General features: G+C 59.5%; 23 protein-coding genes, 1 tRNA gene, 1 rRNA gene and 5 pseudogenes. 13 read left to right on the forward strand and 17 right to left on the reverse strand.

Translation table 11 applies throughout. The features are described from left to right. Positions 1–235 precede the first annotated feature (235 nt). From rrf to BHMPCIPO_RS00025, 5 genes and pseudogenes are all read left to right on the forward strand, one after another. Positions 236–350 (forward strand): 5S ribosomal RNA (gene rrf, locus BHMPCIPO_RS00005). 338 nt (positions 351–688) lie between these two features. After that, positions 689–765: transfer RNA gene (locus BHMPCIPO_RS00010), tRNA-Met, on the forward strand. Between the two features lie 78 nt (positions 766–843). Further along, positions 844–1,115, forward strand: a pseudogene (locus tag BHMPCIPO_RS00015) (transposase); the annotation flags it as partial. A 367-nt stretch (positions 1,116–1,482) separates the two neighbouring features. After that, positions 1,483–1,842 carry an ArdC family protein gene (locus BHMPCIPO_RS33575; RefSeq protein ID WP_312032924.1) on the forward strand — a complete coding sequence of 120 codons (360 nt, stop codon included), beginning with the start codon at positions 1,483–1,485 and terminating at the stop codon, positions 1,840–1,842. Between the two features lie 103 nt (positions 1,843–1,945). After that, a complete protein-coding gene (locus BHMPCIPO_RS00025) occupies positions 1,946–3,502 on the forward strand; it encodes a Fic family protein (protein ID WP_173514886.1) in 1,557 nt (518 codons plus the stop codon). Positions 3,503–3,554: 52 nt separating this feature from the next. On the opposite strand, the gene BHMPCIPO_RS00030 is transcribed toward BHMPCIPO_RS00025, so the two are convergent. After that, positions 3,555–3,707: a hypothetical protein gene (locus BHMPCIPO_RS00030; RefSeq protein WP_173514872.1), complete on the reverse strand. Its 153-nt coding sequence runs from the start codon at positions 3,705–3,707 to the stop codon at positions 3,555–3,557. Positions 3,708–3,724: 17 nt separating this feature from the next. Between BHMPCIPO_RS00030 and BHMPCIPO_RS00035 the strand changes: the two are divergent. Beyond that, positions 3,725–4,020 (forward strand): annotated as a pseudogene (locus BHMPCIPO_RS00035) (HEPN domain-containing protein); the annotation flags it as partial. A gap of 678 nt (positions 4,021–4,698) precedes the next feature. Then, positions 4,699–5,937 carry an ATP-binding protein gene (locus BHMPCIPO_RS00040; RefSeq protein ID WP_173518023.1) on the forward strand — a complete coding sequence of 413 codons (1,239 nt, stop codon included), beginning with the start codon at positions 4,699–4,701 and terminating at the stop codon, positions 5,935–5,937. Positions 5,938–5,972: 35 nt separating this feature from the next. Here the strand turns inward: BHMPCIPO_RS00040 and BHMPCIPO_RS32660 are convergent. Further along, positions 5,973–6,262: pseudogene (locus tag BHMPCIPO_RS32660) on the reverse strand (IS110 family transposase); the annotation flags it as partial. On the opposite strand from BHMPCIPO_RS32660, the pseudogene BHMPCIPO_RS00045 reads away from it, so the two are divergent. Beyond that, positions 6,237–6,773 (forward strand): annotated as a pseudogene (locus tag BHMPCIPO_RS00045) (IS66 family transposase); the annotation flags it as partial. The pseudogenes BHMPCIPO_RS32660 and BHMPCIPO_RS00045 overlap by 26 nt on opposite strands. A gap of 312 nt (positions 6,774–7,085) precedes the next feature. Here the strand turns inward: BHMPCIPO_RS00045 and BHMPCIPO_RS00050 are convergent. Continuing rightward, positions 7,086–7,790, reverse strand: a complete 705-nt coding sequence (locus BHMPCIPO_RS00050) for an iron-containing redox enzyme family protein (RefSeq protein ID WP_173514887.1) — start codon at positions 7,788–7,790, stop codon at positions 7,086–7,088. Between the two features lie 234 nt (positions 7,791–8,024). Between BHMPCIPO_RS00050 and BHMPCIPO_RS00055 the strand changes: the two genes are divergently transcribed. Genes BHMPCIPO_RS00055 through BHMPCIPO_RS00070 form a run of 4 tightly spaced genes read left to right on the forward strand, consistent with a single transcriptional unit; the run spans position 8,025 to position 13,264 of the window. Continuing rightward, complete coding sequence (locus tag BHMPCIPO_RS00055) at positions 8,025–8,228, forward strand: hypothetical protein (protein WP_173514888.1); 204 nt, start codon at positions 8,025–8,027, stop codon at positions 8,226–8,228. A gap of 7 nt (positions 8,229–8,235) precedes the next feature. Continuing rightward, positions 8,236–9,453, forward strand: a complete 1,218-nt coding sequence (locus BHMPCIPO_RS00060) for a YcaO-like family protein (protein ID WP_312033037.1) — start codon at positions 8,236–8,238, stop codon at positions 9,451–9,453. Then, the gene (locus tag BHMPCIPO_RS00065) at positions 9,453–10,637 is read left to right on the forward strand and encodes a TfuA-like protein (protein ID WP_246304204.1); all 1,185 of its coding nucleotides are present in this window, start codon (positions 9,453–9,455) and stop codon (positions 10,635–10,637) included. Before BHMPCIPO_RS00060 ends, BHMPCIPO_RS00065 begins: the two co-directional genes overlap by 1 nt. Next, positions 10,625–13,264: an ATP-binding protein gene (locus BHMPCIPO_RS00070; RefSeq protein WP_173514890.1), complete on the forward strand. Its 2,640-nt coding sequence runs from the start codon at positions 10,625–10,627 to the stop codon at positions 13,262–13,264. Before BHMPCIPO_RS00065 ends, BHMPCIPO_RS00070 begins: the two co-directional genes overlap by 13 nt. A gap of 626 nt (positions 13,265–13,890) precedes the next feature. On the opposite strand, the gene BHMPCIPO_RS00075 is transcribed toward BHMPCIPO_RS00070, so the two are convergent. The 3 genes from BHMPCIPO_RS00075 to BHMPCIPO_RS00085 form a co-directional block, all read right to left on the reverse strand. Then, positions 13,891–14,553 (reverse strand): TetR/AcrR family transcriptional regulator, encoded by a 663-nt coding sequence (locus BHMPCIPO_RS00075; RefSeq protein WP_173514891.1) that lies wholly within the window; start codon positions 14,551–14,553, stop codon positions 13,891–13,893. A gap of 135 nt (positions 14,554–14,688) precedes the next feature. Next, a complete protein-coding gene (locus tag BHMPCIPO_RS32665) occupies positions 14,689–15,780 on the reverse strand; it encodes a hypothetical protein (protein WP_246304205.1) in 1,092 nt (363 codons plus the stop codon). Next, a complete protein-coding gene (locus BHMPCIPO_RS00085) occupies positions 15,780–16,775 on the reverse strand; it encodes a DUF2092 domain-containing protein (protein WP_173518026.1) in 996 nt (331 codons plus the stop codon). Before BHMPCIPO_RS00085 ends, BHMPCIPO_RS32665 begins: the two co-directional genes overlap by 1 nt. A gap of 553 nt (positions 16,776–17,328) precedes the next feature. Between BHMPCIPO_RS00085 and BHMPCIPO_RS33980 the strand changes: the two are divergent. Then, positions 17,329–17,520: pseudogene (locus tag BHMPCIPO_RS33980) on the forward strand (IS110 family transposase); the annotation flags it as partial. Positions 17,521–17,859: 339 nt separating this feature from the next. On the opposite strand, the gene BHMPCIPO_RS00090 reads toward BHMPCIPO_RS33980, so the two are convergent. From BHMPCIPO_RS00090 to BHMPCIPO_RS00135, 11 genes are all read right to left on the reverse strand, one after another. Next, complete coding sequence (locus BHMPCIPO_RS00090; RefSeq protein ID WP_446661669.1) at positions 17,860–18,453, reverse strand: acyl-CoA dehydrogenase family protein; 594 nt, start codon at positions 18,451–18,453, stop codon at positions 17,860–17,862. 154 nt (positions 18,454–18,607) lie between these two features. Beyond that, complete coding sequence (locus BHMPCIPO_RS32675) at positions 18,608–18,769, reverse strand: hypothetical protein (protein WP_246304207.1); 162 nt, start codon at positions 18,767–18,769, stop codon at positions 18,608–18,610. An 85-nt stretch (positions 18,770–18,854) separates the two neighbouring features. Then, positions 18,855–19,019 (reverse strand): 3-hydroxyacyl-CoA dehydrogenase NAD-binding domain-containing protein, encoded by a 165-nt coding sequence (locus BHMPCIPO_RS32680; RefSeq protein ID WP_312032925.1) that lies wholly within the window; start codon positions 19,017–19,019, stop codon positions 18,855–18,857. Between the two features lie 2 nt (positions 19,020–19,021). Further along, positions 19,022–20,143: a thiolase family protein gene (locus tag BHMPCIPO_RS00100; RefSeq protein ID WP_173514892.1), complete on the reverse strand. Its 1,122-nt coding sequence runs from the start codon at positions 20,141–20,143 to the stop codon at positions 19,022–19,024. A 28-nt stretch (positions 20,144–20,171) separates the two neighbouring features. Beyond that, positions 20,172–20,324, reverse strand: coding sequence for a 4Fe-4S dicluster domain-containing protein (locus BHMPCIPO_RS00105; RefSeq protein ID WP_173514893.1), 153 nt, complete (start codon positions 20,322–20,324; stop codon positions 20,172–20,174). Between the two features lie 112 nt (positions 20,325–20,436). Then, positions 20,437–21,051, reverse strand: coding sequence for a glutathione S-transferase family protein (locus BHMPCIPO_RS00110; protein ID WP_173514894.1), 615 nt, complete (start codon positions 21,049–21,051; stop codon positions 20,437–20,439). A 41-nt stretch (positions 21,052–21,092) separates the two neighbouring features. Beyond that, positions 21,093–21,992 carry a VOC family protein gene (locus tag BHMPCIPO_RS00115; protein WP_246304208.1) on the reverse strand — a complete coding sequence of 300 codons (900 nt, stop codon included), beginning with the start codon at positions 21,990–21,992 and terminating at the stop codon, positions 21,093–21,095. A 136-nt stretch (positions 21,993–22,128) separates the two neighbouring features. Continuing rightward, on the reverse strand, positions 22,129–23,193 hold the full coding sequence (locus BHMPCIPO_RS00120) for an OmpP1/FadL family transporter (protein ID WP_173514896.1): 1,065 nt from the start codon (positions 23,191–23,193) through the stop codon (positions 22,129–22,131). 210 nt (positions 23,194–23,403) lie between these two features. After that, positions 23,404–24,390, reverse strand: coding sequence for a fumarylacetoacetate hydrolase family protein (locus tag BHMPCIPO_RS00125; RefSeq protein ID WP_246304209.1), 987 nt, complete (start codon positions 24,388–24,390; stop codon positions 23,404–23,406). Positions 24,391–24,442: 52 nt separating this feature from the next. Next, positions 24,443–25,120 (reverse strand): VOC family protein, encoded by a 678-nt coding sequence (locus tag BHMPCIPO_RS00130; RefSeq protein ID WP_173514897.1) that lies wholly within the window; start codon positions 25,118–25,120, stop codon positions 24,443–24,445. Then, a complete protein-coding gene (locus BHMPCIPO_RS00135) occupies positions 25,117–25,527 on the reverse strand; it encodes a VOC family protein (RefSeq protein ID WP_312032926.1) in 411 nt (136 codons plus the stop codon). The genes BHMPCIPO_RS00130 and BHMPCIPO_RS00135 overlap by 4 nt, the downstream gene beginning before the upstream one ends. Between the last annotated feature and the right edge of the window lie 78 nt (positions 25,528–25,605).

Here is a 25,605-nt window from a genome sequence, read left to right on the forward strand (position 1 = left end):
TAAGACGCAAAGACGTGTTCAAATCAAAAAGAGGCTCTGCCTCACCAGCTTCTCAATACGGTTTTGCCATGCCATGCATGCGAAACTCGTTCTGATCCAACGGTGCCTCCTCGTGAGGTGCCCGGATGGCCAGCGCGGCTGCCCTTCGAGCGACTAGCGAGAAGGACAAGCTTAGCCGCGCCAGCAAAGAGCGAGATTGAGCCTGCATCGCAGGCACAATCTTGCGCTTTGCCGACCTGGTGGTTCTGGCGGGGTGGCTGCACCCGTTCCCATTCCGAACACGGCCGTGAAACGCCCCAGCGCCGATGGTACTTCGTCTTAAGACGCGGGAGAGTAGGTCGCTGCCAGGTCTGCAAAACGCAAGATAACAAACCGCAAACGCCGCTCCCCTTCGAGGCAAGGCCGAGAAGGACAAGGCAGCGGCGAAACAAAGATCACCTTCTCGACACAAGCCTCGGCCCAGCCGAAACAACGGGCCGCCAACAAGCGGCCTTTTTGATTCTGTACGTTTGGAGAAACAAACGGGATTTTGCTGACGCAAAACCCGGACCGGTAACGAGACAAATCCTTCGGATTTGCTCGGACGTCCCTTACGCGAGACAAATTGCTGAAGCAATTTGCTCGGCACAGACCGCAAATCCAACGGATTTGCGTTACCGTGATAAATCCCTTCGGGATTTACACTTGGCGCGGGGTGGAGCAGCCCGGTAGCTCGTCAGGCTCATAACCTGAAGGCCGCAGGTTCAAATCCTGCCCCCGCAACCAAAATCTTACAACGAATAAGCCCCTGACCTCAGGGGCTTTTTTCGTTTCCGGCAGAGCCCATTTTTCTTCCGGTGACCTTTGGTGCCGCGGCAGAACTCACCGGGTGGCAAGGACCGCCTCGGAAGGATCAGCAAACAGGGCGATTCTCCGCCGGCTTCTCGTCGTCGGGGCACATGCAGGTCCTCCGCTTCAGCCGCAAGGCAGAAGCTGCGCCGACAGTCTGGGCGGCTGAGCTTCTGACGAAGAAGCCGTACAACGTGGTCGCTGTTGCCTTGGCGAACAAGATGGCCCGGATCGTCTGGGCGTTGATGACGACGGGCAACCGCTTTGAGGCCACCACAGCCAACTGAGCATTCGCGATGGATACAGAAGTCGGTGAGGTGCTGATGGTGTGATGACGAACGGTCGAGCCGGGATCGGACAAACCCGCTCAGTGGGTGCCGCTTAGAAGCGCGTTGACCAGTCTGGGATCCGATCTGCGGACTTCAACAGGGCCAGCGGCATGAACGCGCCGCAACTAAAGGCCGTATTCATGCCTGCACCCGACCAGCCCGTCAGCAGCGCCAAAAAACGCCCCTTGCCACGCGGAGGCCAAGTCCTTGTTCGAAACGATATCTCAATATCTCGCGGACACGCCGCATCTCCTGTCTCTCCGCAGGCATCCCGTTCCTTCGGCGTCACAGTCGAAGGAAGAAACTTGACACCAGCAGAACACCCATGCCAGACGCCGTCCGAAGGGGGCGGCATCATCTTGGAATCAGGGGGCGGATTGCCTCGGAATTTGCAGCCTCGCTGGAAAAGGGCATCAAGCCCTGGACGCAGCCCTGGAATTCAAGCCACGCCGCAGGCCCGGTGTCGCGCCCGCTCCGCTTTAACGGCGAGACCTATTCCGGGATCAATGTCTTGACCCTTTGGGCATCCGCGATGGAGCGCAGCTTGCCAACAACAGCCAAAGCCCAGATTAACGTTCCCAATCTTGCGAGGCGGTTCGTCGAACATCTGATCGAAATAGGCGTGGCAAATTGCCAGTCTTGTGTATGGCGTCCCGGAACGTTCGCGGCATATTTTGTAAAATAAGCTAATATCCATTCGACAGAATAGGCTAAGAACTGTATAGCTTAATAAGCTAAAGAGCGCCTTGCACGAAAAGCTAACTTCTATAGGAGAAGACGGCCCGCTCATGGCAAGCCCGCAGCAAAAACTTGCGGAATCGCTGGAGGTGCTCAAGGCGCTTCAGGATCGCGGCGCGGTCGCAATCCGCGCCGCCGACCTCACCCGCACACACCGCGAACGCCTGCTCAAGAACGGCTTTCTGCAAGAGGTCATGAAAGGCTGGTACATTCCGGGCAGGCCCGACGAGGCAGGGGAGACGACCGCCTGGTACGCTTCGTTCTGGGATTTTTGCGCGGCTTATCTGCGCGAGCGTTTTGGCAGCGAGTGGAGCCTCTCGCCCGAGCAATCGCTCTCCTTTCATGCCGGCAACCGCGCCGTGCCGGCGCAGCTTCTCGTGCGCTCGCCAAAGGCGAGGAACCGGGCGACCTCGCTCGCGCATAACAATTCAGTTTTCGATGTCAGGGCGAGCCTGCCGGAAGGCGGCGCGCGCGAAGAGCGCGACGGGCTGATCCTGTTCTCGCTGCCGGCCGCCCTTGTTGCTTGCTCGCCAACGGTATTCAGGCAAAACCCGATCGATGCGCGAACCGCGCTTGCGATGGTCACCGATGCCTCCGGCGTGCTGGAGATATTGCTGCGCGGGGACCACAGCGTGATCGCCGGACGGCTCGCGGGCGCGTTTCGCAATGTGGGGCGCGAGCGCATTGCCGATGATATTCTCAGGACGATGAAGGCGGCCGGTTACACGGTCAGGGAGCGGGACCCCTTCGATGAGCGCATCGATCTTGCGCTGCCCCGCCGGGAAACTTCTCCCTATGCCGGCCGCATCCGGCTGATGTGGGGCCTGATGCGCGGAGCGGTAATCGAGGAGTTTCCGCGCGCGCCAGGCCGCCCCAATGACATCGATCGCTATCTCGCGCGCGTCGATGAGACATATACCACCGATGCCTACCACTCCCTCTCGATAGAGGGCTACCGGGTCAGCGTCGATCTGATCGAGCGTGTGCGCGGCGGGGCCTGGAACCCCGATGGCGATGCCGGCGACCGCGAACTCAGCAACGCCCTGGCGGCGCGCGGCTACTGGCAGGCCTTTCAGGCGGTCAAGCAAAGCGTTCGCGCCGTCCTCGTAAATGAGAACCCCGGCGCGGTCGCCGACCGCGACCATGGCGAATGGTACAGGCAGATGTTTGCGCCAAGCGTGAGCGCGGGCCTCATTCCAGCTGCGAGCCTTGCCGGATACCGCGACGGCCAGGTCTATATCCGCAACTCGATGCATGTGCCGCTCGCGCCCCATGCGGTGCGCGATGCCATGCCGGTGTTCTTCGAGATGCTGGAGCAGGAGGAGGATGCTGCAGTCCGCGTGGCGCTGGGACATTTCATCTTCGTTTATATCCACCCTTACATGGACGGGAACGGCCGCATGGGGCGCTTCCTGATGAATGTCATGCTGGCGGCGAGCGGGTATCCGTGGACAGTGATCCCGGTGCAGCGGCGAGATGCCTATACGGCGGCGCTGGAACAGGCGAGCGTGCAGCAGAATATCGCTCCGGTTGCGCGTTTTCTCGGGGGACTGGTTCGGGATTCGATGGAGGGCAGGAACGTGGCGAGGGCGCCGGAAGGGCGCTAAGGCGCTTCGCGATTGCGCTCGCTGCCCACGAACAACAAGCCGGGGATGATGATCATTCCCGGTGATCTCCCGAGGCGATATCGTCGGCGGATTCTAACTCGATATATTCAGTGCCGACCCGCTCAAGCCTTGCCTCGTCGCCGTCGAGATTCCAGCGTCGGTCGGCGTAAAACTCCATGGCCTTGCGCGTTTCGACAACCAGCACATCACCTTCAACCGAGTCTACTAGTCCTTACGAACTACAGCCCGCCGTTGCACAACCTCAAATTCCTGCGTGGTCTAGCCGACGACCAGGACCGACGTCTCATCGAAGTGTGGCCGCGTGACCAGCACCGCTTACCGCCTGGTACAACATTCTCAACGAAGCCTATGTGAAGGCGCGCTATTCAAAGCACTTCGAGATTTCCGGGGAAGCGCTCGGCTGGCTTCTCGAGCGGACGGAGCATCTGCACAGCCTCGTCGAGACCATCTGCCAGGAACGACTAGCGGAATTGGAGCGGGCGGCGAGCACCACCTGAGCCCTCGTCGTGGTCGCGGATTGATGGTCGGGCCGGTGTTTCGACCACGTCTATACCATCATGCGATGAAGTCGCAGAGCCGGCCAACGTTGGTCGTATTCCATCCCTTCCCGATTGCTTCTTCAAGCGGTCCTCGAAAATCACGCCACAGGCCCGCGAAATTCCCCAACGTTGTAATAGGCAACGCCAGCCATGATGGGACGAGTTCAAACCCTACCCCGAGCGCAGGGAAGGAGTGTTCTGAAAATGGGTACCCGCGATCCGATAGCCGATGGAGGCGTGGGGGGCGCTGCCGTCATCGAGGAGCTGGGACGGCAAAGGCGACAAACCTGAACCGGCCGCGAAAGAGAGACCATAGCCGCGGTGTGTTCTACGACGAGGTCACCTGGCGTGTATGATATACTGTGATGGATCGGCGATCACGAAGATAATGGCCGATCAGGAGCAACTGCAGCGGTTCGATCCATAATTCATCTCATTGGCGCTGCCGACTTACTCGTCGATGTTGGCGACGTGCAGGTAAAGGCGCCGCGCGGCATTTAGCAGTTTTATGCTGAGCGTGATTTCATACCGCGTCGGCCAACCTCGCGGCTTACGTGAAGAACTTCAAATTGGCCGCTGTCAGGCTTTGAATCAGACGGGAATTGAATTAAGAATGGTCGGATGAAGGCCGACCCAATGGCAAAATCCTATATCTATCGAAAAGCACGACCAGTTGTGGAAACCGCGCTCGCCGACACGCGCGTCGTGCTCATATCAGGCCCGCGTCAAGCCGGGAAGACAACGCTTGCACGTCAGTTCGCGGATGCCAGTCGCCCCTACATAACGCTGGACGACGCTGGTACACTGAGCGCCGCGAGGTCCGATCCAACCGGGTTCATTCGCGGGATCGACCGTGCCGTTATCGACGAGGTTCAACGTGCTCCTGATCTGATGCTCGCCATCAAAGAGAGTGTGGATCGTTACGAAGAGCCCGGCCGTTTCCTGCTGACTGGATCCGCTAACCTTGCAACGGTGCCAGCCATTGCCGATTCCCTCGCCGGACGAATGGCAGTCGTTTCACTACTTCCATTTGCACAATCCGAAATCCACTCGACCCCTGGGCAGATGCTTGATGGTCTGTTTGCTGGCGATGAGCCGACGATCGGGGAAGGGGCCGTGTTCGGTGAAGAATTGATGAATGTCGTGCTGAAGGGGGGGTATCCTGAGGTTCTACGCCGATCGGCACCCGCCCGTCGGACGGCATGGCTTGAGGACTACGTTTCTCTTATTCTCGATCGTGACGTGCGGGATATCGCCAACATAGACCAGCTCGATCGCCTGCCGAGATTGCTCGATGTTCTCGCCGAGCATTCCGGACAACTGGTAAACAACAGCAGCTTCGGCGCGGCGCTCGGATTGTCTAGCGTCACGGCCCAGAAATATGTGGCGCTCCTTGAGCGCCTCTTTCTGGTGCGCACGATCGCGCCCTGGTCGAACAACCGCCTTAGCCGGCTCGTGAAGACCCCAAAGCTCCACTTCATCGATACCGGTCTCCTCGCAAGTTTGCGCGATGACGATCTCGAAACGCTGCGACGCGACAGAACCAGGTTTGGCGCGCTTTTGGAAAGCTTTGTGGTTTCCGAGCTTCTGAAACTCGCATCCTGGTCGGAGCGTCGCCTATCCTTCTCGCATTACCGGACCAAGGATCAAGATGAGGTGGATGTCGTGATCGAGGACCGTCGCGGCCGGATCATCGGAATTGAAGTGAAGGCGTCAGCGACGGTCAAATCGGACGACTTCAAAGGTTTGAGGCAACTACAGGAAGCCGTCGGGGATCGCTTTATCCGTGGCCTGGTGCTTCACGATCATGATCGTGTAACCCCGTTCGGAGAGAAGCTGCACGCCGTTCCGCTATCGATTCTCTGGTCGATGTAAGAACAACGTAATCGTCGGGCGCCATGCCGTGGGAGCGCAACCCCGGTTCGGCAGAAACGGGCCAGCGTTCGATTCCGTTCATCCGGCGTAAGCAACTTGATCATTGAGCAAGCACGCGGCTCGCCGCGTTTCCAGGCCATCAAGGCGCGTATCAATGTTTCGCCATCGATGCGTCCGTCTTTGCGCGGCGATGACGGCGCAGTATGGCGATGGATGCCGCCTCGACAATATGGCTCTCGATCCAGGTTTCCTTGCTGAGCACTCGCCCCAGCCAGAAGCCATCGAGTCCAGCTTCCTGGATCAAGGCCAAGCCTATGAAGGGGTCGCCCATCGTCGACGAGGCGCTGTTGCGCATCGCCGCCCTCTACAAGATCGAGGACAGCATCCGCGGTTGTGATCCCGATCATCGCCGGGCTGTCCGCCAGAACCTGTCCCGTCCGCTGGTGGACGAGTTCTTCACCTGGTTGGCAGCTCAGGCCGCGCGCGTCTCGCGCAAGTCCGACCTCGGCGAAGCCATGGCCTACATGCTCAAACGCCAGGATGGCTTTGGTCTGTTCCTGGACGACGGCCGCGCCGACATTGACACCAATCTGGTCGAAAACGCGATCAGAAGCCCGGCCATGAACCGCCGCAATGCGCTCTTTGCCGGTCATGATGAGGGCGGCCGCAATTGGGCCCGGTTTGCCAGTCTGATCGGCACATGCAAGATGAACTGCGTTGAACCCTACGCCTACCTGCGCGATCTCTTCATCAGCCTCGCCAACGGCCACCTCGCCAAAGACATCGACGCCCTCATGCCCTGGGCCTATGCGCAACGGACCAGCGCCTCACAATGAGCTCGTCCGGGACTCCCCGACGAGCTCACAGGACCTTCCGCGAGCGATCGACATCACCGTTGCAACCGCAAAATCAATGGGGCGGAGACGCCGCATGCGTATAAAGTCGCAATGGGGTCGTTGATCGGCATCATCCAGCCACTATAGCTTGTAGCCGATCGTTCGCAGCGGGTCCTTCCGCCACGGCGTCAGTTTCGACACCCAGCGGTGAGGCGCCATCCACCACAAGGAAACATGCGGTAGTGGGTTGGTGCTGACTTTATCGACAGGGATGTCTCTGACGGGGTATCAAACCGACGGCAAATGGCGGAGTCAGTCGGATGTCGATCCGCTAAAAAGGTAGAGTGGACGCAGAACTCGCACGCTTGCCGCGAGTGCATCGCAGCTATGGAGAACGCTCAAACCAACCATTTCCAAGTGTTCCTGATCCAGCGGCAGCGCATCAAACGTCTGGTCGATCTCAGCGCTATGGGTTGGATCGAGGTCCCCATGAATTCTCAAAGTCCTGAACGTCGAGTCCGGCAGGCCTGAACGATCTCGAATTTCATCGATCATGCTGTCGGCGGGAGGAAACGCCTCGAGAACCGTGATGTATCCGAGAAGCATGAGCGGATGATGGTGATGAAGCCAATAATACTGGGTGCCGACCAACCGCGCGACTTCGACGGAAGGGGTGATGGATAGCAGCCGCCTGGGATCGCACCCTGCAGTCTCAAGGTCCTCGAGTGCCCAGGTATCGTGATGCAGTTCTTCGGAAACATGATGCCGATAGTATTCTCCGAGCAAAGGAGCAAGCTTATCGGTTCCTTCCAGTTGATCGCATTTGACCGCTGCGGATTGCATGAGGGGAACCGACGCCCGCATGATTTGATGCAGCAAGACCAGGAAAGCGATCGTCATTTCCCGCGGAGGGTCGGTTCGCCAAAGGTCGCCAAAAGCCGCCCTCAGAGCGGGCATGCAGAGTTCGATTCTGCCTCTCACAACACCACTATTTGCTTGTCTTTCAAACATACCCATAGCGACACCCCGGAGAACAACAAACAAACCCGGGAGATCCTATCTCATTCCAGATGCCTTTCAAGTTCGTCTCAGTCAAAAGATGGATAGCTCTTTAGTATTAAAGAGTAGTACTGGACAGTTAACAGAGTGTCGTCCTATTGTTACTGGCGAGACATCCTCTCACAATCCCAAGATCACTGACAGAAATCTAGCAAACATCGAAAAATTGCTCAGGGCCTGAGGAGATCACAAATGGCGGACTTCCAGACAAATTTTAACAGGCTGAAGACTTCGAATGTCATTCCCGATGTGGACGAGAATTTGCTCCCGCAAGCGGTACGTGATGCGATCGCAAACCTAGGCGACGCCGAAATGGCGGTTCTCGAAAACATAAGTAAATCGACTGGGGCCCACATTTACATCAACAAGAACCACCAGGTCATCTGTGGACTCTGAAGTCGTGGTGTTGTCCGGTTTGCTGGACCGGTGGCCGCTGTACGACCGCCGCAATGAGGGGCATGGCGCCTTAGAAGAAGCCAGACACAAGCTGCTCCTCAAATCAACGATCGAGCAGGTCCCGGTCACACGCATAGCCGACATCACGCCACTCGACGTCCTGGGCATTCCTGTGTTTGCAGCGGTCACTCCCCTGGCCCGAGACTTGACCACCCATCTGGGCAAAGGGGTGGACAAGGAGACGGCCCGCGTCAGTGCCATCATGGAGTCGATCGAGAGAGTTTGCGCAGAGGAGTTCGAGTGCCAGTCCCGGTATGCTACTTATCTCGAGCTTAAGGCTTCCGGTGCCGAGGTTGCCGATCCTCTAACCTTCGATCTTCCCCCGCTGACCAGTTATCGTCCGGATTCGCGGATTGAATGGGTCGAGGGTTGGGAATTCATCAGCGCTCGTCCGATCTGGGTTCCAGCCGACCTGGCGAGGTCTCCCGCAAAGGAAGGCATACTGGATCAGGTCGATACCAACGGCCTGGCTGCCGGGTTCACGCGTGGCCAGGCCGTGCGCAGCGCGCTTCTGGAGGTTGTCGAACGGGATGCCGTCAGTCAGCACCACTTCTTTGAACAGTATGGACATGCGGGGGACGCCGGGCCTGCCGGACGCAGGATTGATGTGGAATCACTTCCTCCAGCACCCAAGGCGCTTGCCGAGCGCGCCAGGGAAGCAAACCTGGAACTCATCCTGGAAGATCTGACGAGCGACCTTGAGATACCGGTCATCTCGAGCACGCTGATAGACCCGCACTTTTGTAGTGCCGCGGGGCCGATGCCGCTGGTCGTTGCGGGGTGGGGCGCTGACCTTTTGGCCAGTGCCGCTGTTACACACGCTATCCTTGAGTCATTCCAGTCGAGGCTCGGGGTCATTCACGGTGCCCGTGACTCCTACAACCAGGTACCCTCTTCGCGGCGGGCCAGCCTATCCGCGCCCGGGGTTCCTGCAGCCGAGCATGACTTCTCCACCATTCCCAATGCAATCTCGCCAGACCTCGAGTCAGAATTCGAATTTGTCCTGGAGAGGCTGAAATCCGCCGGACTTACGCAGGTCATAGTGATTGACCTGAGCCGAAAGTCACTGGACCTGCCCGTTGTGAGGGTGCGCGTACCCGGTCTGTCGCTCTTTACGGTCGACCCCCGCCGGGTTGGCTGGCGAAGTGCAAGGCACTTGCTCTAATGGGCACGTTGCGGATGCCGCCGGTCGTGTTCCTGGGGCCGAGCGCACCCGCTTCGGACATCCTGTCCATCTTGCCCGATGCGATCATCAGACCTCCGGCGAGGCGGGGGGATCTTTATGCCTGTCGCATCTTGAAGCACGAGTTCTTTCTGGTCCTGGATGGCGCATTCGGCAATGTCCTTGCCATTTCGCCGCGGGAAGTCGTTGACATTGTCCAGGACGGGGCGGTCGTGGTCGGTGCCTCCAGCATGGGGGCGCTCCGGGCGGCGGACTGCGCGCCGGCAGGTGTGCATGGCGCGGGGATCATATTTCGGCTGTTCAAGGACCGGATCATCTCCACGGAGGACGAGGTGGCAGTCCTCTTCCGCGAGGACAGGGCTTTTCCGGCCCTTACAGAACCATTGATTAATATGCGGATCGCGCTGCGGCGGGCTACGAGGATCGGTCTCGTGGGAGCAGCCGAAGCCGAGGACGTCATCTCGGCAGCTCAATCGCTTCATTTTAGTCTGAGGACATGGCCCAGCGCCTATCGGAAAGCCGGGCACCACCTCTCGGGCGAACTGCTCGACTTCTTAAGGGCGATCGATACAAAGCGCACCGACGCAGTTCAGGCCGCAAACAAGGTCTTGAAATTACTGGAAGTCGATCGAGGTCCACCCCGCGCTTCCAGATCACCTCAGCTGTTTGGACTGCTCGGCGATGGCAGGGGGCGGGCCCCCAATGCGTTGAGTGGCGCGGATCGGCAACAGATCGAAGCCGAGTTCATCGAGTGGCTTTGCTGTTCCGGGAGGGGCTACCCACGGCTCGACAAGGAAATTGACTGGCTCAGCGGAGAATTGACGGTGCCGACCGCGTCGGTTTGGAATATCCTTGACGGCTCGGGTGAGCTAGAGGCCGAGCTGATGAGGTTCAACGTCTTTTGCAGGGCTGTCGCCGAAGCTCGGCGATGCGGCCTTCGGCCGGAAATCGAGGACTTCCGGCAAGCGGAACTTCAACTGGCCAACGCCCATCGTGTGGGCTCATGGAATGAGCTCCTCGATTGCAAAGGAAGTGGTTCGTCCTTCTCCAAGCGCCTGAGCATACATTGTACTCAACTTGCTCTGACCAAATGCCTTCGACGGACATCCTTGTTCGGAGAGGCTCCGTCAACGAAGCCGAGAGAGGTTTTGTTATGGCACCCCTAGTAGAAAGCCAGACGCCGGGCAACAGCGTTTGCATGCTCTTCACTGACATCGAGGGTTCGACAAACCTGGTGGATTCTTATCCCGACCTCTACGATGAGATGCTCCTTCGGCACAACGAGTTGCTGCGCAACGCCATCCACTCCTATGGTGGCGAGGAAATAAACGTTGTTGGCGACTCTGTATTCGCACTCTTTCCCGCCTCCACCCAAGCGGTTCAGGCAGCGATTGACGCCCAATTTGCTCTAACGAAAGAAGTATGGGCTCAAGGATGCAAGCCACTGGTGCGGATGGGCCTGCATTCCGGACCTGTGAGAAGACACGACGACACCATAACCGGGATAGAGGTGCATCGTGCGGCTCGTATCGCATCGGTGGCACACGGAGGTCAGATCGTCATTTCGAACGTTGTCCGCGATGAGCTGGCAGAAGGCCTCATCGGAGCGACCGTGAAGGTCCGCGATCTCGGATTTCATCGCCTCAAGGATCTTCGCTATCCTGAAGCGCTGTTCGATCTGGTGGTCCCGGGACTACAAAGCGAATTTGCACCTATCTCATCGATCGGCGCCAATCGCACCAACCTCCCGTCCGATTTGCCGGTTCTCTACGGTCGGCGCCTGGAATTAGCCCGGCTAAATCAAATCCTGGCGGATAAAAAGAGCCGTATTGTTACGCTGACGGGCGCCGGCGGCGTGGGCAAGACAAGCCTGGCGATGCACGCTGGCAGATCGGCGCTGAGCTTGTTTTCACGGGGCGTGTTTTTCATACAGTTGAGAGAAATTGACAATCCGGACCTGATCGGTTCGGAGATCTGCAAGGCCATAGGCCTGCAAGAGGCACCCGGTATCTCCGCCATCGAAACGGTGTGCAACTCGCTGGGCGGCGCTGAGGTGTTGTTGATATTCGACACCTTTGAGCATCTGGTCGAAGCGGCACCGGTCATCAATGCCATTCGCAAAACATGTCCGGCGACCACCGTTCTGAGCACCAGTCGTGAGCCCCTCAAATTGCGCGCGGAGACGGAATTCGTCGTGCCTCCCCTCAGCGTACCGGACGAAGGGGAGGGCTTCGATCGGATGCTGGAGAACCCGTCCGTGCAGCTCTTCGAGAAGTTCGCACGCCGCGAGCGGCCGGACTTCAGCCTGGGGGATGACACATTGGGGCCGGTATCCAGAATATGCCGGAAACTTGACGGGCTACCACTGGCGCTTGAATTGGCAGCCTCGCAGGTAGGACTCCTCAGTGTAGCCGAGCTGGAGGACCGCCTTCAAAGCAGTATGCAAGACCTTCGCAGTAAGGCGCGGGATATTGATCCCCGTCACCGTACCCTTCGTCTGATGATCGGATGGAGCGACCATCTCCTGACGGAAAGCCAGCGTCGGGTTTTTTATGCGTCGGCCGTCTTCAACGGCGGGTTCGGTCTTCGTGCCGTCGCCTCCTTGTTCGAGGACGACATCGATGTCGTTGACCACGTGGAAGCTCTTCTGGACAAAAGCCTCTTGTTCAGAACGACGGCTCTGGGCCATCCGCGTCTCAACATGCTGGACACGGTTCGCGATTATGCGCTCGACAAACTGCAAGGGTCGGATGGGTACGAAACGATCCGCGACCGTCAGGCGGACTATTTTACCGAGCTCGTCCTATCCGCAGCGCCAAACGTGATGAGGTTCAACCAGCGCGATTCGGTCGAGCACCTGATGCAAGAGTCCGGGAACATTCGGGTGGCACTCGAATGGCGAATGAAGCAATCCAGCGCCTTTCAATCCGCCAAGCTCATCGAGGCGCTGACGTGGCTCTGGATATCGAGAGGCCAGTTTTCGGAAGCGAGAACATGGTCGGACAAGGCTTTGCAACATGCGCGGACCACAGGCGAACCAGAGCCGTTGGCGCGCATTTTGAACTCGGCCGCATTCATCCGGTACATGTCCGGTGATCCTGAAACAGCGCGTGAAAATGGCGTTGAAAGTCACCGTATCTACAGCGAGTTGGGGCACAAGGCCGGAATTGCGAATGCCGGGATCATTGCCGGCATTGCCAAAGCCACCACAGGTGACCCCGAGGCAGGCGGTGCTTTGATCGTGGAGTCATTCGAACTGGCGAAGCTGATCGGTGACGACCATGGAACCGTGGTTGCCCTTATTGCAATTGGGGAAGGAACACGCGCCGAAGGGGACGACGCGGCCGCCGAGGCCTACTATCTGGATGCCCTCAAACTGCTCGACAAACTGGGTGACACCTATTGGCATGGCCACCTGTTGCAAAACCTTGCCCATTTCAGACTGCACAACGGTGATTGGAGGAACGCGGCGGCGCTCGCTGGCGAGGCCCTGGCCATCGGCGAGAGATATGACTACCCGATGGTGGTGAACCTTGCTGTCGCAGCGATAAGCGGAGTGCTCGCAGCGAAAGAGAATTGGGACGGTGCTGCTGAAATCATCGGGGCAGTGAATGGTCGTCTTGCTCGCCTGGGCGTCCGGTTTGAACCGACAGACGATGCCGATTTTCAAAGAATCGTGTCTGCGGTTCGCAAGGCATCAGGAAACAAGCGATTCGCCCACGCGAGCGAAAAAGGCGCCAAGCGCCCATGGGAGGAGATACTCTCGTCATGCCGCGCCGCCGTTGCAAGTTAGGGGCTGTTCTAGGATCGTTTCTCGAATGGCGACCACGTCCGGTAAACCGTTCTCGATGCGGCGCGGAAGTACAAGTCTCGGTGCAATCAGGCCCCCGCAACCAAACTCTCATAAGACTTTCAACACTTTGATCGGCCTCCTTCGGGAGGCCGAAGTCGTTTTTTACCCCTAGCACAACGCTAGCACAGAACTGGCCCCCCATTTGACGCGTCCTTGTGAAAGCACGGCGATCGCCGAAGCTACACCACTCCCTGGGACGTCATCCACTACAGCGCCGCTCGATCAACGTGAGACGCTGAGGCGCATCTTGTCTTGGGTCCGTCGGAGTTGCGTTGGGGCCGCCGATACTTGACGGTGATGATCCGGAACGAGACATCAGCATCCGACAGTCCCCTAACATGGGCGCGCTCAGGCCGGGGACATGATTGCACCCGGCGGCCAAGTACAACACCAACTGGCCGGCAGAGACGCAGCGATTGGCGTTCTCTGTCACCTTGTATGTTTGCGCGCCGATGTTTGAGAGATCGGGAATACCGGAGATAGTTCGAGTCACGTAGAATCGTTGATGAAGATACCGAATTGGACAGAACCAAAGAGAAGACCGTTTGCCGCGGCTGCCCTACTCTCTATCCTGCGTCGACAGTACCGACCCCCCTTGATTGCAGGCGCCGATATCGTTGCAGGAACATCCGAATCGTCTCGTCAACGACTTCGTCAGCCGCAAAGGGTAGGCTTTCGCGACCGATCATCCAGGGCCATAGAGATAGCTCGTTCAGCATCCCCATGAACTGGTGGGCCGCAAGCGACGGGTTGTGGCAGTCCAGGATGCCAGCCGTAGTGAGATGGGTGAGATAGTGCACGAGCCTCTCGGTCTGGGGCTCCATGACCGCGGCAAACTCCTCGGCGATCCAAGGGAAGTGGCGGGAGTCGGCCACCAGCATCCGAAGAAAGCCACAGTATTCCGGGTGCCTGTGCAGCTCTAGAATCGCGTGCGCGACGACACGGAGAACGTCCTCGACGTCGCGGTGTGGCTCGAGGCCGGTCGGAAGCGCGGCCTCGAGTTGCCGCGACACCCCGCGGAGCATCTCCCGGAAGATCTCTTCCTTCGTTGCGAACTGGTTGTAGAGCGTCCGGCGCGCTACGCCGGCCGCCGCCGCTAGTTCGTCCATGCTGACGGAACCGAAGCCCCGTTCCAGGAACAGCCGCCCAGCCGCCTCGATGATCGCCTGCCGCGACCCGGCATGCCGGAGTTTCGGACTGGCGCCATTTGAAGCTCTGCTGACATTCATGATCGCCCCCGTTGCACTCACGAGTGCTCCACTTCATGTACTGCATGGTGTAGTGCAACACAAGGACCAAGTAGGTCGTCTGACCGATCCGGTCCTTCATGCTGAAGCTCCAGGGTCGCCATTTTCTAATCGGCTCTAATTCCCGCCGTAACCGGTGTTGCTATCAGGCGGCGGATATTCGCCCGCGACGGAGATGTTTCCCGAGACCTTGTACGCGATTCGCAAATTGGCGGCGGCAGCCTGAAGCCAGGCGACTGCAGCTTCCGTTGTCCATACCGTGCCATCCGGTGGCAGGCTCTCAAACAGGCCCACCATCATCAGGTTCACAGTTTGGGGGGGCGCGCTGCCGTCCCGCTGGTTCGAGCCGCTGTTCCCAGCGCCAGCGGACGGCTCGGGTTGGCCCTGATTATAGGTGCCCGCATAAATCCCTTTAGAGGAAGCCGCATAGGCTGCGCCGGTAGACCCCGATGAAGTCGCGTAGACCGCGCTCGAAGATGTCCCCCCAGACGAACCCGAAGGGGACGAACTCGAGTAACTGGAGCGAGAGGAACCCTGGGAAGAGCCAGACCCTGATGGGTAATAATATGTGTTCCCACTTCCGCTCGAAGCGATCGCGGCACCCGTGGTTACTCCGACCGCATATCCGCCAAGCGCGTAGGCCGCGCGGCGATAATTGCCACGGCCATAACTATAGTCTCCGCTCACATCCTCGCCATAGCCGCCGCCAAAGCTGTCGCGGCTATAGTATCCACGGCCAAAGTATCCGTTACCGTTACCAGAAACGTTGATATCGCCGGAATTGTTCATAGTCACGTTGCCCGAGTCCCTCGCGGCGATATTGCCGCCGGAATTCACGAAGGTGCGGTTCACATTGATTTTATCGCCGGGAGGAAACGTGTCGCGACTGATGTTGCGGGGGGAGCTTTTACCCCCGCGCCCTTCTACAAGTCGCCGCTGGGGGGCATTGCCAATTGGCTCACGGGTCAGGCGCTCCATCGGCGTGCGGGCCGGGTGCTTCATCGGCGCACGGGTCTGGCGCTCAGTCGGTGCGCGGTCCAGGCGCTCCATCGGCGGGCGAGCCAAACGCTCTATCGGTGGACGCGCCAGTCCGCCCTCCGGCAGGCGCGGCAGTCCGCCCGGCGGCGGAGCAAATTGGCCGAAAGCAAGGTCCGGTGTAGCGATAGATAGTACGAGAAGGGCCGACAAGGTCCGTGTCACATGGTTCATCACTTGCTCCTTTCCGCTTCCGGCGCACTGGCCGCGGTGAGCTCAATCCGTTTCGCGTCAGCGGGAGGCCGGAAGGCGAATCCGGTTCCGGATGGAGTGGGTTGCGTTTTCCAGCTCGTAAACTCAGCGATGAAACGGGGTTGGCCCGGCAGTGACCGGTGGGTGACGATCAACCGATGGGGGGTGGCTGCTTTACTCTTTTCCACCCACAGTTCCAAGTCGATGCCAGACTTCTGGATGAAGTACAGGTGCCGGCACTCGACACCATCCACGTTGGCTGTCCCGACCTGCCAAGCGGCGATGGCATCGCTCAACAGCACTTTGTCGGGAGCGTTGGTAAAAAGGCCGGTGAGAGGATAATCGACATTTGTCTTCTCCAGGACCTCATTGAGTGCCGACGGAATGTCGCCCGATGCGGCAATCACCGCGTATTCCTTGCTGTCTGGGAAGAAGATCGAGGCGGACTTGCCGTCGTAAAACAGGTTGTGACTACCGTCATCGCCGGTCGATTCGACGGCGATTTGGTTGGGACGGTGCACGACGATCTTCATCGTATGAAAAATGTGAAGCGGCTGCCCGGACACGTCCAAATAGACTCTGATGGTTTTGGCCGTTATCGACAAGTCTCTGGCCAGGAGTGTCTTGCTCATTTGCGAAACGGCGGCCGCGGCTTCATCACTGATCGCCGGCTTGAATCGCGAAACTGATTCCTCTGCTCGGGCTACCGGCAACGCGGCGAAACCCACACACACGCCGAAGCCAACGATCCGAACGGCGTTTTGTAAGTTAGTAATCACCAGTGCCCGCCATGGTGGCAACGAGCCGGCCGTCGTAGATGCGTTGTTGGCTAGAGGTGTCGTCGCGGCCGCGATACCGGTGCGTTCACATCTCGCAAGGCTGCTATTCCGGCGCTCGCCGTCGGCCGATGAATCCGCGGCGGCCGGATCACACGCAGCCTTCAGGACGGCCACGTCTGAACCATTGCAAACTTCCATGTTCAATACCCTTCACGATCACATTTGCACTAACTAGTGCAAATTGTTTATACTGCACTGTGCAGTGCAAAGCAATAGGGCTTGTTGACAACGCCGGTTCGCCGCAGCCTTTGACCGCGCAGCACTGGGCGGCGAAGCAGACGAGGCTTAATGGCGCGCTGATCACTTTCAGGCACATCACGGTACGTGATAGCTAGGTTGCACCGCTCCGCAAAAGCAGGCGTGGGCGCGATGACGCGTGGGTACTTGTGAGCTTCCGGTTAGGAAAGGACCGCCGTCGACCGACGGCCGTGGATCTGCATCATGTGCCATCAGATGCTATCATTTCGACGACCCGGATGGGTTTGGAGGACCTTCCTTCTAAAGGGCGATCTGTGCGCGGCCTTTGGCCATGGGACAGCAGATACTGGTGGAATTTGCTATCGAACTGCGGATTTCGGATTAACGGGGCACCGATTCCGGTAAATCGCGGACAGTCGTTTCATTAATTCCCGGACGGTTTCACAGGATCGACTTCCGTCCGCCTTGTCGGGCGAAATGAAAAACTGACCCCTCCTCGGCGGTCACTGCCACGGCCCGCAAAATCGCCGTCTTGTTCTACAATACCCTGCGGCACGGTATGGAATACAGCGATACGGGAGCCTTCCACTACGAGGAGCATTACCGTCGACGCGTCCTCACCAATCTCAAGCGAAGAGCAAAGTCGTTCGGGTATACCCTACAGCCCGCGCCGACATCCGGCTGAATGTTTCTTAGGAATTTCGAAAGCCATTGCGGCCAGCCAGCCTCACCTCACATGCGTGAACCACATCCCCTGACATTTCGAAATCGAAGAATTTCTCGATCTCCATCTATGGTCCTTCCCTCGAGCACGACTTCGTTTTCATCGGAGCCAATGACGTGGGGAAACAGGAGTCCGGATCGAGCAGCAAGATACTCGGCTTGAGACTCGCTGCACCGACCGGTGACGGGCGACGTGTGCCAGATTTTCGGCTTCTGCGCCGTTTCAAGGAGCCGTATCTCGCTAGCTTCAGCCGTCGGCGGCAGAGAAGCGCAAAGGGCAACAAAGGCAACGGTCCAGCGGTCAAATCCCAACACAGTCTCCTTGGATGTTGCGGCTGTCGAAAACGTTAACGCTCAAATGACGAAGCAACCGGCTGCGGGCGGTCAACGACCGCGCTCTGGCGGTTCCGCTGTTGAGGTTGATCGCCGACGTCATAATGGCGCCGGTCCATTCGCCGGAGATCATTTTCGGCAGATACTTCTGCTTCAGTTGCTCGTTGCCGTGGTCGGCGATCGCCTCGACCGCGCCACGGGTGAGACCCGAGAAAAGACCGAAGGAGAGGTTGCTGGAGGACAGCATCTCATCGAACAGGATCTGCAAGACGCGCGGCAAGCCTTGACCGCCATATTCCGGATCGCCGGAGAGCCCGGGCCAACCGGCTTCGGCGAAAGCCTTGTAGGCGTCGGCGAAGCCTTTCGGTGTCGTCACCAGCCCATCTTCTAGCTTGCAGCCTTCCTCACCACCGGAGCGGTTGAGCGGTTCGAGTATCTCGGCGCAGAACTTGCCGCCTTCTTCGAGAACGCTTGTTGCGAGCTCGGTGTTGACCTCTTCGCAGCCCGGAAGTGCCGTCATCTGTGCATCGAAGTCGAAGACCTCGCCGAGCAGGAATGTCATGTCGTCAACAGGGGGGTATAGCCAGTCATGGGATTTCCTTGCCTTTAGTTCAGTTGCGCAGCGGCTTGCCGGTCACCAGCATGTGCTTGACGCGATCGACGGTTGCCGGCGTTGCGATAAGTTCGATGAAGGTCTGTTGCTCCAGCGCGATGACCTAGTCTTCTGTCAGCGGTCTCAGGGGACCGGCGGACGCGCCGCCGGTCAGCACGTTGGCGAGCGCGCGTCCGACCACGCCGTCATGGGCGGTGGTGCGTCCGGCCAGCGCTTCGCCGTCGATGATGTTGCCGATCGCGGACGCCCCGGACGAACCGGCCATCGACACCACCGGCGGTTCTGGCGCGACATAGTTTTCCGCCAGCTCCAGCGCCTTACCTTGGCATCGGCGAGTAGTCGACTGCGGTTCATGCTGATGTTGTCGGACGGTCGGAGGAAGCCGAGCTTGCGGGCTTCGAAGGCGCTTGCAGACATTTTCGCCGGACGTCGAGTCCCGCATTGGCGAGATGGGCGGCGATGCCTGACCCCATGATGCCCGCGCCTATGACGGCGGCCTTCTTGATCGTGGACATGACTATGCGGCCTCCAGCACCATCGCGATACCCTGACCGCCGCCAATGCACTGGGTGGCGAGCGCATGACGCCCGCCGTCGCGCTTCAGGAGGAGCGATGCCTTGCCGACGAGGCGCGACCCTGTCGCGCCGAGCGGATGACCAAGCGCGATCGCGCCGCCATCGCGGTTGAGGCGGGCCGGGTCGATGTCGAGGTCGCGGCAGCAGGCGAGCACCTGCACGGCGAAGGCCTCGTTCATCTCGATCACGTCGAGGTCGGCCGCGGAGATAGCGGCGCGGTTCAGCGCCTTGCGGGTGGCTTCGACCGGGCCGATCCCCATGATTTCAGGCGCGCAGCCGGCAATGGCATAGCCGGCGACGCGGGCAAGCGGAACCAAGTTGTGGCGCTTCACGAAGGCTTCCGAGCAGACGAGAGTGGCGGAGGCGCCGTCGGTGAGCGGAGAGGAATTGCCGGCCGTGACCGAGCCGTCAACCTTGAAGGCGGTCTTGAGGCCCGCAAGTTTTTCGGCATCCGTCTCGCGCGGGCAGCCGTCGGAGGTCACGTCGTCCACTGGCGCGATCTCGGCGGCAAGCCGGCCGTCGGCTCGGGCTGCGAGCGCCTTCTGCTGGCTCTCCAGCGAATAGGCGTCCTGTTCCTCGCGCGAAATATTGTAGCGATCGGCGAGGTTCTCGGCGGTCAGGCCCATGTTGAGGAAGGCGGTGCGTTGACCGTCGTTCCAGACCGTGTTCGGCAGGGGGGTGAAACCCATCATGGGCACGCGACTCATGCTCTCGACGCCGCCGGCAATGAAGGCGTCGCCTGCACCCAAGGAGATGGCGCCGGCCGCCATCTGGACCGCTTGCATGGAAGAACCGCACCAGCGGTTGACGGTCGAGCCGCCAACTGATTGCGGCAAACCGGCGATTAGGGCCGCGCAACGGGCAATGTTTAAACCCTGTTCCCCTTCCGGGAAGGCACATCCGAGGTTGACGTCCTCGATCTCTGCCGGGTCGATACCAGAGCGACCGACCAGCCGCTTGATGACGCTGGCAGCCAGATCGTCCGGGCGGACGCCGGCAAACGCGCCGCGGTGAGCGGGCGTGAAGGGGCTGCGCAGGTAGTCGACAACGTAGATTGCGGTCATGGCTCTTTTCTTGTGCGTGACGGACGCGTCACATGCGGGGATAGCTCGGGCCGCCGCCCTCGGGCAGGACCCAGATGGAGTTATGCGGCGGATCGTTGATGCCGCAGGTTTTGCAGTGCACGCAGCTCGGCGCGTTAATCGTGAGACGCTGGCTGGTCCTCGATATGTTCGACAGAAACACCGATGACGAGTGTCAGGGTCAACATGCCGACGCCCTTAGAAGCATTGACGTCCGACCCCGACACTCGAGACCAAAGCGAGAAGCGTCAGCGACCACTTTTCTCGGGACGAGCTTAAGCGACGGACGCGTCGATTGCTCGCAGCACGCTCGGGCGTTTCAGCATTTGGTCGTAGAAGGAGCCCAACGCGGCGGGCAGATCGATGTTCAGCGCTTTTGCCCAGTATGTGACGTAAAACAGCGCAGCATCGGCCACACCGGGCCGGGAGCCCGAGAGCCACGGGGTCTTGCCCAATAGAGTGGAGACGTGGTGCAGACCGTCTGTCGCCACCCGCAGTCCATGGGCGCGCAATTCTTCCTGAGCGGACGGAGACGAAACGAATTTGCCAGGCATGAGGGCGAGCGCAAAGCCGCGCATGTGAACCGTGCCCACAATGAACTCCATTGCCTCGATCACCCGCGCCGCGGCGTCGGAGCCGCTAGGAATGAGCCCAGCCTCTGGAAAGCGCCACGCAAGCCAGAGAGCAATGGCCTGGAACTCGGTCAACACCGTCCCGTCATCGCGAAGCAGTGCGGGCACTTTGCCCTTGGGGTTGACGGCCAGGAATGCGGCGTCGCGCTGCTGTCCAGATGACAGATCGATCATGGCGACCTGGTGCGGAACGCCGATTTCCTCGAGAAGGATCCGGATCCCCAGCGAACAGGATCGGGGAGCATGAAAGAGTTGCATAAATCTGACCTTTGCTTCTGAAGTTGACTTGACCGGCGCTCTTAGGCCTGCGCGAGGCTGAAGGCGAACTCGGTTTCCCAGGCAGCGAGTTCCGTGAGCTTCCACTCGCGCGGAGCCATGGGATAGTGCCCGTGCCAGGGACGCGCCTCGCACATGTTCAGTTCCGGGATGAATACGTCCATATCTGTATAGAGTTCGATCAGCACCTGATCGGGGTCGTAGTGATAGCCGGCAATGTTGTGACCGGCGGTATGGCGCGACGGGCCCCATTTCACCGGAAGACCGCGCTCGGCCAGCAGATCGCACGCCATGGCGTGGCTGGCATTACCCTTGAGCTGGAAGGCGATGTGGTGGACCCGGTTGTCCGGCATGCTCACCACATTGACGACATGGTGTTCGCGGTTGCAGGTGATGAAGTTGGAGATGCCGGCGATCGTGTCGGTGAACCAGAAGCCCAGAAAGTCCATGAAGAAAGTCTTCAGCTTCGGACCTTCGGGCGAGATCACAGCCACGTGTCCGAGCCGGAGCGGCGACACGCCGGTGCGCTTGAAGCCGGGTGCAGGAGCATCGATGTCGGTATAGAGCTGGAGCGTGGTGCCTGGCACCGGCTCGACCTCGACCAACTCGCGGATCCCCGGCTGGCTGTCGGACTTGATCTGAGCGCTCAGGCCGTAAGCGCCGAGTTCTCCTACAAGCTCCTTCAGATCAGTGCCGGGATTGAGCTGGAAGCCGAGATGGCCCATCGCCTTCCGCTTGGCCTGACGCAGGACGATGTTGTGGTGCTCATAGCCAATAGACAGATAGCTTTCTCCCTCATGACCGGTTGCAGTCTCCGTCATGCCGATTGCTTCTGCGTAGTGATCCTTGGCGCGCACGATATCGGGCGTTTCCAACGCCACATATCCCAGTTGGAACACTCTCGGGGCGAATTGTTTCTGCATAGTTTTCTCCATTCATGTTTGGTGCTGTCTGGGTGCCGAACTATGGCCGTCCAGACGATATGCGGCATGGAAACTGCCGAACTTCACTCACGAGCAACCGCGAAGCTAGGCACTCGAGGCGTTTCCAGAAGCCGGGTCAGAACGAGTACCCCACCTTGACGGCGGCGCTGACCACATCATTGTCCGCGAAGCTGCCGAACGAACCCGAAGCGTCACCGAACTGGTAATACGAGACAGCGGTCGTCACTTTCAGTTTGTTCTTCGTGTAGATCGCCCCGAGCGTTGCCCCCCACAAACCGTCCGTTGCGTCGATTGGCGCGTCAGCCGATATGTCGGTCTTTGGCTCGTAGGTCACAGCCGTGAAACCCGCCCAATTCTCGTTGAGCATCTGCACTACGCCGAGCCTGTACGTTGTCGTGTCGTTGAAGTGGGTCAGTGAGCCCAAAGGATAACCCGGTGGACTGATTGTGGTTTCGCTCCATTCGGCCCAGCGAACCGTCGCGAAGAGCAGCGTCGAATGACTGATCGGGGCCTGAAGATCGATGTTAACTGATTGGGGGGTCTCGACGTTCGTCGTCCCTACGTAAGCGCCGGAAGTGTCGAGATCGTAGTCGATCGCCGAGCTATAGGTGACTGCGACCCGAACATGGGCCTCCGGAATTTCAAACGCACCCCCGACCACGTAGCCCGCCGCCCATTTGTCTTCAAAGTCGACGTTGGCGAAACCCGCTGGCACGCCGCCTGTAAAGACTGAGATATCAGTGTTGCCGCCGAGACGCTGAAGTCTGGGGCCGCCGAAGACACTGAAACGATCCGTGAGCTTGTAGCGCAGCAAGCCTGTGATCGCGAACGACTCGACTTCTCCCGTCAGCCCGGACAGCGGCCCGCTATTGTACTCGAGGTTGCGCCCGTAAGGATTGTCTACGATGACCGCTCCCGAGAATTGCTCATTGATATCGGCCTTGAAGCCGCCAGTGTAAAATGGAAGCGTGGGTGCGGTGTCGCCCGAAGCAAAAGGGGGCCCAACGGCTGTGATCTGCCCCTCCACGCTCGGACTGGCAAAACCTAACCCAAACTCGACGTAGCGTCCTGGCTCGAAGAGGATGTCATTCGGCTGCCCCAGAATATCGAACCCTCCCGCGACCGCGGGTGCTACGAACAGACAGCTAAAGAATCCAGTCAGCAAATTGATAGCTTTCATGCGGGTCTCCCTCCTCAGAGACGCGTCGCTTTTGCGCGAAGCCCAAGGCAATCGGCATTTCTCACTTTGGCTGCAGCACCTGCGCCTCCGCCTCCAGCCAGGCGGCTGCTTCAGGCCAGGGGTTGGATCAGGTCACACTTCGGCCCTTCACCCCCGGGTGATGGGCTGTGGTGAGGGCGGCGACGTGCGCGCGTCCTGGTCCCGCCGAGGTCACGCGTCTACGATTTCGAGCAGTTGCCTGCCGAAATCGACGGTGCGGTCATCGCTGCGCATCTCGGCACGCACAATGTCGCCCGGCGCGAGGTAATGTGCATGTGCAGTCGCTTCCTGGACGATCGCAACCTTCCGCTCCGAATCCCTGAAGAGCCTGGTCGTTAGAATTTGGCCGAGAGGGGCGGTCGCTTGCAGGATCACACCGCCCGGCGTTCCGGTCAGGATGAGGTCGCCTGCCGACAGGTCCATCAGGGACGAAATGTCGTTGAGGCAGGTTTCCGGGCGAAAGATGAGGTCCCGCGTGTGAGCGGACTGCCGCAGTTCGTCATTCAGCCAGAGACGGATCTCGATCCTGTCGAGCAGATCAGCGACCTCGTCAGGCTCCGGAATGACCAGCCAAGGCCCGCATGGGCAGAAGGTGCGGGCGCTTTTTCCACGGAACCACTGCAAGAAGGCTTCGCCGAACATGACGTCGCGGGCGGACACGTCGTTGCACAAGACGAGTCCACCGATGAAATCGCCGAGGGTCCCTCGGGTGACGTGATCGCCTGCACTTAGTGATCGCTTCAGGACAAGCCCGAGTTCCACTTCATAGTCGAGCATCTGACACCCGGCGGGCCGAATAACCGGTTCGAATGCTCCCGACAGCGATGACGCGGCCTTCATGAACAGCAGGTTCGTCTGACGTGGAGCATGCCCCGATTGATCGGCGTGATCTGCATAGTTCAGACCCTGGCAGACGATCTGCGCCGGCGCCGTGACGGGGCTCAGAATGTTTGCTGAACTGGTCGCGAACCGCTCAGCGCCTGCCCGCGCCTTGAGCTCTGCAGGAGTAAGGCGCAGGATGTCGGCTGTTGAGACGAAGGTGCCCCCGAGCGGTGCAATCTCGTCTCCGTCAACTATCCCCCACAAGGGTTCGCCGCCAATCGTAAATCGGGCCACTTTCACTACCATTTCATTTCCTTTCCTTGGAGGGGGCTGCATCGAAAGCGGTCCGAATGTCGACTCAGAGCGCTCTTTGAGGATCGAAGCGCGGTCAAGCGCGGTCCTTGCCCTTGAGGTTCCCGTATCGCTCGCGATAGTTCTCGATCGTGTCCATCGCACCGCAGAACTCGACATTGTGCCAGTCGGGGTCGTAGAGATAGCAGGCGACGTTGCCACCGGTTTCGCCGTCGCCCAAAGGCGGTTCGCTGTTGTGGCGGACCGGACCGTAGTTCAATTGGAAACCGTGGGTCTGCTGTTGCTTGGCAAAGGTCAGGACATCCTCCAGTTGGTTTCCTTTCACTTCGAGCGCGAAATGGAAGAAGCTCATGCCCGAAGGCACGGTGATCCTGCCGGAGGGGTCGTACTCCTCGACGAGCACGAGGCATTCCTCGTGGTCGGTTGCGCTCATGTAGCAGCAGCGAATGCGCCACCCTTCCTTGAAGGGATGTGGTTCGGGCTCGCAGGTGCGGCTGTGGATCATGCCGGCAACCTTCTCGTACCAGGCTCGGCTTCGCGCGATGTCGCGCACATAGATCGAGAGCTCCCCAATGTGAGAAACGAGTGAAGGCCTGAAGACGCCGTAGTCTTCCGTCTTGTTGGAGAACCGCCGCTTCGTCAGCGTCGGCCACAACAGCACCAGTTCGCGGAACCATTTCCGCTTCAGGAGGCCCGCGAAACGTAGCTTGAAGGGGGGCAGGACGTTCGGGGGAACGAATGCGGTGCTGGTCATCTGCTGGGCTCCTCAATGATCTCAATCCAATGCTGGTCTGGGTCCCGGACGCAAAAGGCACGCGAGACAGGGCGCGCGGAGGCAAGCATGCGCCCTTCGCGGACGGAGAGGCCCATCTCTCCTGCGCGGCGCCTGACGTCGTCGAATGCCTCTGCGTCCTTCACCGCTAACGCGAAGTGCAGCATGGAATTGTTGTCCATCTTCAGCTTGTGGTGCTTCACCAGGCAGAGGTCGTGATGGTGGAAGCCGAACGAGAAGAAGTGCATTTCCTGCTGCGACAAGCGCATTGCTGCGCTGCTGTCTGGGTGGTTGAGAGCGGAGAACTGCAAGTCGAAAAGCTTGATATAGAAAGCCTTTGAGCGCTCCAGGTCGGTCACGTAGAAGACGTGGTGCTGAAGCTTGGTCACGGGGATCCGAGTTGGAGCATTCATGACTGGTTTCCTGACTGATAGTTTGCCCAAGAGAGTGCTGGCGCCACGTTCTCG

The organism is Ensifer sesbaniae (assembly GCF_013283665.1).
Taxonomy (GTDB): domain Bacteria; phylum Pseudomonadota; class Alphaproteobacteria; order Rhizobiales; family Rhizobiaceae; genus Ensifer; species Ensifer sesbaniae.